This is a genomic window from Bacillus sp. 123MFChir2, from assembly GCF_000383235.1.
GTDB lineage: Bacteria > Bacillota > Bacilli > Bacillales > Bacillaceae_G > Bacillus_A.
Map to the genome: position 1 here is coordinate 59,530 of NZ_KB910942.1, position 11,339 is coordinate 70,868.

Here is an 11,339-nt window from a genome sequence, read left to right on the forward strand (position 1 = left end):
TTTTTCCTGTGTGAAGGCGAACTATTATTCCTTAATCAAAAAAATAAAAAAATGAAGGTGAATTCGTGAAAGAACAACTTATTCATAAAGCTACTTATTTAACCCAAAATGAATTCGAGCAGTTTCAGTTTGCCATCTTGTTTGCTGAACAAGCACATGAAGGACAGTTTCGCATATCGGGAGAACCTTATATTTTACATCCCTTCGCAGTGACAGACATACTACTTGACTGCAAAGCCGACTGTGTAACATTAATTACAGCATTGTTACATGATGTCGTAGAAGATACCAATTATACATTGGAAGATATACAAAAACACTTTGGAAAAGAAGTTTCTTATATTGTCGACGGACTAACGAAAGTAGATAAGAAATCTGTACAAAATAAAGAAGAATATGAAGCAATTAATTTTAGAAAGTTACTTATGGCAGCACAAAAAGACATTCGAGTGATAATTATAAAAGTAACAGACCGCCTTCATAATATGAGAACACTGCAAGTAAAAAATAAACATAAACAAGTTCCTTATGCAAACGAAACACTAAAGATATTTGCTCCACTTTGCCATAAGCTACATTTAAAAACGATACAATCTGAATTAGAAGATCTTGCATTTTTTTATCTCCATAATCAAAAGTACAAAGGCATGAAACAACTTTTACAAAATTTTAATCAAATATTACGCAATCTAACAGATACGATTTCTACAGACATGCAAAGCTTTCATGACGAACTATTAACATGGCATCTGGATTATGAAATAAGTCCTATTTATACTGCTTATTCTCGTCTGCAAGTCATTCAAGATGTAACTATGATTTCAAAAATTCTTATAACAACTTCATCCATTTTAAATTGTTATAAGATTCTTGGAATGGTACATCAATTATACGAACCAATTCCACATCAATTTGAAGATACCATTTCCATCAATAGCAGTTTATTTAATAAATGTTTGCAAACAAAGGTCAAAATCGAAAATCACGAGATGACTATCTGGATTCAAACTGAAGGTAGTAAACGAAGAAATGGTTAAATTTCGCTAATACTTCTAAAGCACAGTTAGCAATTCATAAAGCATTTCACGGTGAATAAGTTCTTTAATAAACAAAACAATTGTTTCCTTGTATAGCAACATGAAGTCTTTGTTTCCATAACCTCACTAATGTGAGTAAATTGCATAATAACATATAAAAGGTGGTACAAATTTAGAATTGCACCACCTTTTATAAAAAATATATTCAAATAAACAAATTCTACTAACCTCTCATACGTTTCCGAATATCTGCTGCTATTTTAGTAGGATTATCAATTTCAAAAACAACATACTTATATTTTTCGTGACCTTCTAATTCAATCATGACAAGAGGTACTCTATTTTCATAGGAAAGAAAATACCATTCATCAGCATATTTAAAACTTCCCTCGAAAATGTTAAGAGCAGGAATTGATGTTCCAGGCATGCGAAGCATCCATTGTGGAGCATCAAAATAGTCTACAAATACACTCTTAATTGTATGAAATGGCATTTTTAACGATAATTTCACCGCAAAGAAACCAGTTACGCCATTTAATTTTAAAATTACCCCTTCTTCATCAAAGCACACTTCTCTCCCCATGTTCTCCCTCCTACCTTTTTATAAGTCCATCATCTAAATTGTAACACAGGAAGAAAAAACAGGAAATTCAGAATTATTAAAAATACATAACGACAGGTGAAATGATATAGTTATTCGCTGCAACTACTCCAAATCCCCCAAGCAAATTTGTAGGAAATCCTAAAAATTCATGTAAAATTTCGCTTGGTTGCTTATCTACCAAGTTCGAATAGTCTAGAGAATTTATTTCTTTTTTATTTATTTTTTTTGTTATTTTTCCAATAAGGGTAATTTCAACTGATGCATCTGCTGAACCATATTTAAAAGCGAGTTCTCCTATGCTCTCTGTTAAATAGCACTCCTTAACTGGTATTAAACAATTATCCATCTTTATAAATGAGCTATATGGAATAGCCTCTTTAATGTATACCAACATATCTTTTACTGAATGAATCTTATTCTTTTGTACACTCACCATATTCTCGTAAGTTTTTTCAAGTTCATTCAGAAAAACAGTCCTTTGTTCGAGTGTTAAAGTTTGTTCAAGGATAGTTTGTACTTCTACATTTTTTGCTTCTTCTAATTTATTAAAAAGAAATTTAATAAATTTATCGTTTATCATTTTTTGAACAACATCAAAATTTATTGGTTGAAAACCTGAAGTAAACTTGACATATGTACCTGGAGTCAATTCTTCACTATCTTTCTGCTCATTAAAACTAACTAAAGAAGAATTTTTATGAAGATAATCTTCAAATTCTTTTAAAGCACTATACTGCTGCCTTAGCGTATTTTCCTTTACCTCTATACTTCTCGTCGTACCGATCAATTCATTATTTATTTGTGCAATAAAAGAATGGATAACATCCTTATCTAAGTATACCAACTCTTTCAAAAATAGTTCCCCCTAAAGAATATTTATTTATTCAGTTATTATAATATCTTTTTGTGTACATAGATATAGATTTATCAATTAATATATATGTGTTTTAATGAAAAGTTTTACGCATATACTCTTATATTTATTAATTTTATATAAAGAGGCATCAGTATATCCATCAACAAAAGAACATTTTGTTAAGTGACAAAAAAGGCGTTTAACAAAATGCGGGTCATTCTATTCAACAATCGGGACAAATTGTTGAACAAAACCTTATAAAAAATAAGATTTCTATGTAATAGCTTAGAAGAGATTGTGAAAGTTTGTACTTAAATTAACGGGACAGCTTGAATGAGTTCCATAAAATGCTAAAATAAGAATATAAATTCTATTTTGATTATACTGTCAATATTAAGGGGAGGACAAATGAAATACATGAAACATAAAATTGCTTTACTAGCAGATGTCCATGGAAATGCAAGTGCTTTAAAAGCAGTTATCGAAGATTCGATTAAAGAAAGTGTCACTGACTATTGGTTTTTAGGAGATTTAATCATGCCTGGGCCTGGGGCAAATGATTTATTTGAAATATTAGATAGTATTAAAGTTGCTACTTATGTTAAAGGAAACTGGGAAGACTGCTTCCTTGACGTACTGAATAAAGAGATTGACTTTGATAATGCTTCTGATATCTATGTTTCTAGGTTAGTTCAGTACCAGTGTGAAAATTTAGATGAAAACTATATTAATCTTATTAAGAATTTACCATTACACCTAACAAAACAAGTTAATAATCTATCTATCAGTATTAGTCATAATCTACAAAATAAAAATTATGGCGGGGATTTATGGCCCACTAATAATCAGAAAAATTTTGATCAGTTATTTGAGCATGATTACGATATTGCGATTTATGCTCATACCCATCACCAATTGTTACGCTATAGTAGCAATGATCAATTGATTATTAACCCAGGAACTATAGGACAGCCTTTTTATAAATGGGACAAGTTACATTCTGACCTACGTGCTCAGTATGCAATTCTTGAAATTGATGAGACGGGGATTGCTGAGGTGAAATTCAAAAAAATTTCCTATGATGTAGAAAAGGAATTAAAAAACGCTATTAATAATAAACTTCCTTATGTTGACTTATACCGAGAAATGCTCGAGACAGGGAAAACTCATACCCATGATATTGAATTATTACAAAAGTTCAATGATAAATTTAATTATAAAAATGAGGTAATTAATTTTTTTGAAAAAAATTATTGGAAATTCAAGGAAATGAAATGAACCCTCTTCAACCAACCTGTCGTTAGTTGAAGAAGACACATACTTATAATAATCCACAATCGAACGCTATTGTGAAATAAAACTTAGATTTTTAAATGATTGTATTGTTATATTTTTTAGTGTAGTGAAGGATCTTACATTAAGATTAAACAACTATATTTTTAACCCCGTCCTATATTTAGAACGGGGTTATACTTGTTTGAGTTTTTAAAATCAAATAACTTCATTGTCATTTTACACATTTCAATTTACATCCCATGTAAATTGAAATACGCCGTAAATATATAAAAAGTATATTAGCTCTAACTCATATACCTTGAAGTTTGTCTATCATCTATTTTTCCATTCTATATTTCTGTATTTTCCAAAGTTCTCCTTCTTTTCTAAGCACTTCTCATCATTCAATACGCTACAGTAAATTATTCATCCTATATCTTACATGTATTATTAAATAAACCACATACTAAGTTTGAACTTATTTACAATAAAGTGAGGCTTATTACATGACAAAAACTCCTAAAGCTATTATTGTTATTTTTGGTGCGACGGGTGATTTGGCAAAACGCAAATTGTTTCCTTCCATTTATAGACTATATCGAAGCGGCAAAATCTCTGATGATTTCGCTGTTGTTGGTGTTGCTAGAAGACCTTGGTCTAATGAAATATTTCGTGAAAATGTTAAACAATCTATTCATCATTTTCCAGACGATAATGACTGTCAGGATACATTTACTTCCCATTTCTACTATCACCCTTTTGATGTAACAAACCTTTCTTCTTATCAAGAGCTTAAAAATTTGTTAAGCACACTTGATGACAGATATAACACGGCGGGAAACCGCATTTTTTATTTAGCAATGGCACCTAATTTTTTCGGAACAATTGCCGCGAATTTAAAATCAGAAGGATTAACTTCTACAGAAGGATGGATTCGATTAATTATAGAAAAGCCATTTGGACATAACTATGACTCAGCTCAAAAACTAAACAATCAGCTGCGCCTAGCCTTTACAGAAGAACAAATTTATCGGATTGATCATTACTTAGGAAAAGAAATGGTCCAAAATATTAAAGTGATTCGCTTTGCCAACGCTATTTTTGAGCCTCTTTGGAATAATCAATATATAGCCAACGTGCAAATTACTTCAAGTGAAATATTAGGAATTGAAGATCGAGGACGTTATTATGAGTCATCCGGCGCTCTTCGTGATATGGTACAAAATCATATGCTGCAAATGATCGCTCTTCTTGCGATGGATCCGCCTATTAAGTTAACCTCAGATGAAATTCGCAGCGAAAAAATAAAGATTTTCCGCGCTTTAAAACCGCTTTCAAATAATGAAGTCGAACAATATTTCGTTCGCGGACAATATGGTCCTGGCATCACAAACGAAAAAAAGGTCGTTGGCTATAATGAAGAAAATGAGGTAGATCCAGCATCGAATACAGAAACATTTGTTGCGGGTAAGCTAATGATTGAAAATTTCAGATGGATGGGAGTTCCTTTTTATATTCGAACAGGCAAACGTATGCAAGAAAAATCTACTGAAATTGTTATACAGTTCAAAGATTTGCCAATGAATTTATATTTGGGTCAAGAAAGAAAAATCCATCCTAACTTACTCGTTATACATATACAGCCAGATGAGGGAATTACACTGCATTTAAATGCACAAAAAACAAATAGCAGTGTAACATCAACTCCCATTAGATTAAGTTATTGTAATAACTGTGCAGATAAAATGAATACACCCGAGGCCTATGAAATACTCTTATATGATTGCATGCGTGGTGACTCAACCAATTTTGCACATTGGGAAGAAGTGGCCCTTTCTTGGAAATTTGTTGATGTTATCTCAAATGTCTGGTCAAATAATAAAACTACAAACTTCCCGAACTATGAATCCGGATCAATGGGTCCTAAGGATTCTGATGCACTATTAGAAAAAGATGATTTTCATTGGTGGCCAACTATAACAACTCGTTTCAAAGGAGAAAGTGACAATGAAAATATATGATATAACAGCATCTATTTTTGAAGGAATGACTGTTTATAAAAATAAACCTGAAAAACAGCCGAAATTTTCTAAAGTCACAAATGCTCACGTAACCGAATCACGTATTGAATTAGATGTTCATACGGGTACACATATTGATGCACCTCTTCATATGATTAATGAAGGAAAAACGTTCGAAACCATTCCATTAGAAAAATTAGTTGGAACTGCTAAGGTGTTTGACTTAACAGTAGTGAAAGATGGAATTACAAAAGCTGATTTAGAACATCTTGATATTCAAGAAAATGATTTTGTTCTATTTAAAACACGAAATTCGTTTGAAAATGAATTTAACTTTAACTTTATTTTTTTAAAAGAAGACGGTGCAAACTATTTAGCAGCCCGAAAAATTAGGGGGATTGGGATTGATGCACTTGGTGTTGAGCGTAGTCAACCAGGACATCCAACTCATAAAATATTATTTGGCGCAGATATTATCGTTATAGAAGGATTACACTTAAAAGAAGTCTCACCTGACAGCTACTTTATGGTGGCAGCACCATTAAAATTAGTTGGTACAGATGCCTCTCCAGCACGTGTTCTTCTTTTTAAAAATATACAAGTTTGAACTATTTACGTAATCAATAAACAGCCCTATTTCCATTGGAATAGGGCTGTTCAAAATACTTAGATTGGCACAGCTTCAATAACACCAACTATTTAATCTTCTCGTTTTTTTCCACAGCATGACCACCAAATTCATTGCGCAATGCTGCTACTACTTTCCCTGTAAATGTATCGTTTTCTAACGAACGATACCGCATTAGTAATGACATAGCGATAATAGGCGTTGCCGCTTGTAGATCAAGAGCTGTTTCAACTGTCCATTTTCCTTCACCTGAAGAATGCATAATCCCTTTAATTTCATTTAATTTTGCATCTTTAGAAAATGCACGTTCTGTCAGTTCCATAAGCCATGAACGAATAACTGAACCATGATTCCACACTTTCGCTACTTTTTCATAATCATAATCGAATTCACTTTTCTCTAACACTTCAAATCCTTCACCAATGGCAGCCATCATTCCATATTCAATGCCATTATGAACCATCTTTAAAAAGTGACCGCTCCCCGCTTTCCCTGCATATATATAACCATTTTCTACCGCTGTATCCCGAAAAATAGGTTCTACAATAGCCCAAGCTTCTGGATCTCCACCAATCATATAGCAAGCCCCGTGACGCGCCCCTTCTGTTCCGCCAGATGTTCCTGCATCCATAAAATGCACTCCAGCTTCTTTGAAGTCATTATAACGTCGAATTGATTCTTTAAAATGGGAATTACCCGCTTCAATTACAATATCTCCTGGACTTAAAAATGGCTTAATTTCACTCATCACCGAATCAACAACAGCATGTGGAACCATAATCCAAATTATCCTCGGTTTTTCTAATGATTGAATAAGTTCGGCTAATGTAGCTGTTCCAATAGCCCCATATCCCTCTATTTCCTTCACCGCATTTGCATTTAAATCAAACGCGACTACCTCATGCTTTTTATCAATTAAATTTTGTCCTAAATTAAGTCCCATTTTCCCTAAACCAATTAAACCAATTTTCATGTTCATTTCCTCCTAAAAATAGAAGTTTTCCTATGTACTTATCTTTCTCCATATTGATAATATATAGTTACTTGAATACATAAAATCTCCCTAAAACTGCTCATCACAAATTACATAAAAATAAACACTTTCCAAATATATTTTGCACAAATTCGTATTAGTAGATACACTGTAACTAAGGATAGGAATTTGAATTTTCAAACATTTAAAAGGGTATTACCATGTTCAAGAAACAATTCATGCATTCCAATAACATCAATTATTTATTATTTGAGCCTACATATGATAATAAACACGTTACAATTATTCTTTATCATGGTTGGGGTTCAAGTATATACAATCAAACGTTTCTCGCAAGTATATTAGCTAATTTGGGGTACACTGTATCATTCCCTAAATTATATACCATGACTCTAGACAACCTTTATCGAATTATTTTTCCAAAAATATAATGGAAAAATATTTTTGGAAAACGATTTTGCAATCTGTTGAAGATGTACAAATGTTTATTCATGAGCTTTCCCTTTCTGATCTCGGCAGTTCTATGGGAGGCTTTATTGCATCCGGTGCTTTTGTTCAAGAACAACAAATTGATGCTCTAATCAATATAAATGGTTCAGGGGCTTGGTTAACTTCTGAAGAAATGTTTCAAAAACAAGGTTCTAACGCTTATAGTGATATCGATGTTATCAAACAATTAGACCCTGTTAACTTTTTACATAATTTGAGAAATAGACCTATCCTGTTACTTCACGGCCTGGAAGATCAAATTATTTCTCCAATTGGACAGCAAACTTTTTATGAACATGCTCTAGCATCAGGAGAAATTAAAAATTCTAATCTCTCTATTACTCTCTATCCTCACATAAACCACTCTATTAGCTTACCGATGCTTGAAAACATCGTAAATTGGATGGAAGAAAAATTCATTATAACAAAAAACACTCATCAATTATGAAAAGATGAGTGTTTTTTGTTATTTATGTAAAATACTGTTCTATTAAAACCATACTTTATATCTTATTTTAGTAATCAATGTATCTCCAAAAAATTTAACATATTAATGATAAAAACTGGAAATAATAGCGCATACAATATTTATTATTCCGGAATTAACGTTATGTTCTTTATATTTCAATAATTCTAATAAAAAATTAAAATTCAGCTAGGATTGGAAACTTAACCTCATTAAATTCAACAGGAAGTTCTCCTCTTACCATTAAATGTTTCTTTGATTCATATAATTTTAAATCAGTACCCTCCACCCCTAATTGATCAGGAGAGAAGTAAAACTCAATTGTGTGAAATGTTTCTGGAATTACCGCACATAATTCATCTAAAATAGGCATCAATTCACTTATTACTCCGTATAACTTTAATACACCTTCTTCAATTTCATAAACAAGTATAGCGTTAAGTTCCTCTGAAAAATAAAGTTTCTTGTTCCATTTTTCATCATACATATTCAAGTAGAAAGATGACTGATAGTGTAACGGTGCAAAAACTCGTGAAAGACATTCTTTATTTTCAAATATATCTTTTATAAGCTGCACATTTTTTTCATCAAAAAAATCTAATTTTCGAATAGATGATAACCTTTGTTCACTCTTTTCATACTGCATAGTCGATATATATTCTTTTACCACTTTAAAACCGAATGGTAGATATAACTCTGGTGTTTCTGTAAATAAAAATGAATAGTTATATTCCTCATCAATCTTTTGCAACACTTCACCAAACAACTTCTTCATAAAACCTTTATTGCGATAATTAGGATGTGTCATTACAGATTGAATACCAGCTGCTTTTATACGTTCTCCCCCTACCATCATTGGCATTGAAAACATAGATACATTTGCAATTGCTTCATCTTCTTCAAATAAAGTGACTGGTGAGTATGTTTTATCCCAAAAACCTTTTTTATAAAAATCTTGTAATGTATGTGTCGGAATTTGAAATACTCTTTCAAACAAATCGTATAATCGCTCTCTTCGCTCATTTTCAAACGTATAATTAGCACAAACCATAAATTTATCCATGTTGTTCCTCCACTTGCAAATTACTACTTATTCCCCTTACTTTTCGGCTAAAAATATTATGAAGTGATGTAAAGAATAAGTGCTATCTTTCAACATATTATCACAAATTTTTTAAAAAAGTTTTATATTAATAAAAATATATTTGTAATACTATAAAGTCGAATAGAAGGATATTTTTATATGTTAATATAAAAATATTATAAAAATGCTGTAAACACTTGGTTTTAAGCGGTACTTCAAGCTAAATATAATTGATCTAATATAATTTTTCATTTTTCTATTTTTATTTTTAAATTTTTATTTTCATTTCCATAATTCTTTACATCTCATTTTTTTAATTTTTTTAATAAAACTTTCTGCTTAGTTCTCCATGTACGACAGCTATTTAATTCACAATATTATTTGATGTGATTATTAACAAACACGAATCATATCGCGGGGCAGAAGTAAACAGAATTTTAAAACCAGACGGTATTTTTATTACTCAACAAGTTGGTGGATTAGATAATTTGGAATTAAACCACCTTCTTCATGCATATACTGAAAGTGAGTACAGTTATTGGAATATGCCTCCTCACAACTGAAACAATCTAGATTTCAAATCCATAAACAACAAGAATACTTTCCCAACCAGCGCTTTTACGACATCGGTGGCATTATATATTATTTAAAAGCAATCCCATGGCAAATTCCCAATTGTTCGGTATCAAAATATGCAAAGCAATTGCTTCATATACATAACCGCATTCAACAAAATGGATATATTGAGGTAAAAACACATCGATTTTACATTGTAGCTTCTTTTTAATTCATCGTCTCTCCAAGCTAAATCACTCTGCATGGAGGGCAGTATGCGAGTAAAAACCAAAAATGTTACCATCACTTGCAATATTTCTCATTTCATTGTAAAATGAAGACATAGAACACGATATGTAGACAAATCCACTTCACATATTATCAAGCATCAATAGGGATGATATGCGTTCCTTATGGGTTTTTGATAATATGTGAATTTTTATTTTCCTTAGAAATAAGACGGATCATATTACATTTATTTTCTTTATTTTTAGGAGGCAATTACCATGACATTAACAGGTAAAGTAAAATGGTTTAACAGCGAAAAAGGTTTCGGATTCATCGAAGTTGCAGACGGAAACGACGTATTCGTTCACTTCTCAGCTATTACTGGCGATGGTTTCAAATCTCTTGACGAAGGTCAAGAAGTAAGCTTCGAAGTTGAAGAAGGCAACCGTGGACCTCAAGCTAAAAACGTTGTAAAGCTATAATTTAGACAATAAAAAGGTTGTTAACATGAACGGTTAACAACCTTTTTAATTATATAAACACTTATTTCACATAAAAGGAGTGATCTCATGTATCGTAATAAAAAGAACGATGTTGCAGAAGTAGCACCGGAAGAAATCCCAGTTTGGGAATGTGAGTCAGAGGAGTGCTTAGGGTGGATGCGAAAAAACTTTGCATTTGAAGAACACCCAAAATGTCCTTTATGTGGAAGTGAAATGAAAAGCGGAGAACGTTTATTGCCTCGATTGGGATAAATTTTTTTGTAAGCACCTTGCAGAATATGCTCTGCAAGGTTTTTTTATATAAGACGAATTGTATTATTAAGTGCGACACTTAAAAAAAAACAAAAAAGCCCACCTCGCTTCGTGTAAAATAGAAGTTACCACACAACCTTTTACACGGAGGACGAGTATGAGCTATTCACATTTTACCACGTTTGAACGTGGACAACTAGAAGCACTTTATAAATTAGGGTATTCCACAAGAAAAATTGGTGCGATTTTGAAGCGGCATCACTCTTCTATCGCACGAGAATTAAAAAGAAATGTCAAAGAAAACAGTACGTACTGTAGTGAAAAAGCACAAAAGGAATATGTACAGC

Annotated in this window: 11 protein-coding genes and 1 pseudogene; 8 read left to right on the forward strand and 4 right to left on the reverse strand. The window is 31.9% G+C overall.

Going from position 1 to position 11,339, the window contains the following annotated elements:
* Positions 1-65: 65 nt before the first annotated feature.
* Positions 66-1,013, forward strand: a pseudogene (locus H280_RS23555) (HD domain-containing protein); the annotation flags it as partial.
* Between the two features lie 247 nt (positions 1,014-1,260).
* Here H280_RS23555 and H280_RS0111875 read toward each other — a convergent pair.
* Entirely contained in the window at positions 1,261-1,620 is a 360-nt protein-coding gene (locus H280_RS0111875) for a hypothetical protein (protein WP_020061351.1), read from the reverse strand.
* A 76-nt stretch (positions 1,621-1,696) separates the two neighbouring features.
* Complete coding sequence (locus H280_RS0111880; RefSeq protein ID WP_020061352.1) at positions 1,697-2,494, reverse strand: DUF6414 family protein; 798 nt, start codon at positions 2,492-2,494, stop codon at positions 1,697-1,699.
* A gap of 420 nt (positions 2,495-2,914) precedes the next feature.
* Between H280_RS0111880 and H280_RS0111885 the strand changes: the two genes are divergently transcribed.
* The 3 genes from H280_RS0111885 to H280_RS0111895 all read left to right on the forward strand — a co-directional run bounded on the left by H280_RS0111885 (position 2,915) and on the right by H280_RS0111895 (position 6,400).
* Positions 2,915-3,775 (forward strand): metallophosphoesterase family protein, encoded by an 861-nt coding sequence (locus H280_RS0111885; protein ID WP_028411208.1) that lies wholly within the window; start codon positions 2,915-2,917, stop codon positions 3,773-3,775.
* Between the two features lie 503 nt (positions 3,776-4,278).
* Positions 4,279-5,793, forward strand: a complete 1,515-nt coding sequence (zwf, locus tag H280_RS0111890; protein WP_020061354.1) for a glucose-6-phosphate dehydrogenase — start codon at positions 4,279-4,281, stop codon at positions 5,791-5,793.
* Positions 5,780-6,400 carry a cyclase family protein gene (locus H280_RS0111895; RefSeq protein ID WP_020061355.1) on the forward strand — a complete coding sequence of 207 codons (621 nt, stop codon included), beginning with the start codon at positions 5,780-5,782 and terminating at the stop codon, positions 6,398-6,400. Before zwf ends, H280_RS0111895 begins: the two co-directional genes overlap by 14 nt.
* A gap of 88 nt (positions 6,401-6,488) precedes the next feature.
* Here H280_RS0111895 and gnd read toward each other — a convergent pair whose 3' ends face one another.
* Complete coding sequence (gene gnd / locus H280_RS0111900) at positions 6,489-7,394, reverse strand: phosphogluconate dehydrogenase (NAD(+)-dependent, decarboxylating) (protein ID WP_020061356.1); 906 nt, start codon at positions 7,392-7,394, stop codon at positions 6,489-6,491.
* Positions 7,395-7,872: 478 nt separating this feature from the next.
* Between gnd and H280_RS23560 the strand changes: the two genes are divergently transcribed.
* Positions 7,873-8,352, forward strand: coding sequence for an alpha/beta hydrolase family protein (locus H280_RS23560; RefSeq protein ID WP_020061357.1), 480 nt, complete (start codon positions 7,873-7,875; stop codon positions 8,350-8,352).
* Positions 8,353-8,548: 196 nt separating this feature from the next.
* Here H280_RS23560 and H280_RS0111915 read toward each other — a convergent pair whose 3' ends face one another.
* The gene (locus H280_RS0111915; protein WP_020061358.1) at positions 8,549-9,433 is read right to left on the reverse strand and encodes a GNAT family N-acetyltransferase; all 885 of its coding nucleotides are present in this window, start codon (positions 9,431-9,433) and stop codon (positions 8,549-8,551) included.
* Positions 9,434-10,515: 1,082 nt separating this feature from the next.
* On the opposite strand from H280_RS0111915, the gene cspD reads away from it, so the two are divergent.
* The 3 genes from cspD to H280_RS23565 form a co-directional block, all read left to right on the forward strand.
* A complete protein-coding gene (gene cspD / locus H280_RS0111920) occupies positions 10,516-10,719 on the forward strand; it encodes a cold-shock protein CspD (protein ID WP_000176366.1) in 204 nt (67 codons plus the stop codon).
* Between the two features lie 87 nt (positions 10,720-10,806).
* Complete coding sequence (locus tag H280_RS0111925) at positions 10,807-10,992, forward strand: cold-shock protein (RefSeq protein ID WP_020061359.1); 186 nt, start codon at positions 10,807-10,809, stop codon at positions 10,990-10,992.
* Between the two features lie 157 nt (positions 10,993-11,149).
* A partial coding sequence (locus H280_RS23565) for a helix-turn-helix domain-containing protein (protein ID WP_020059489.1) occupies positions 11,150-11,339 on the forward strand: 190 nt, incomplete at its 3' end.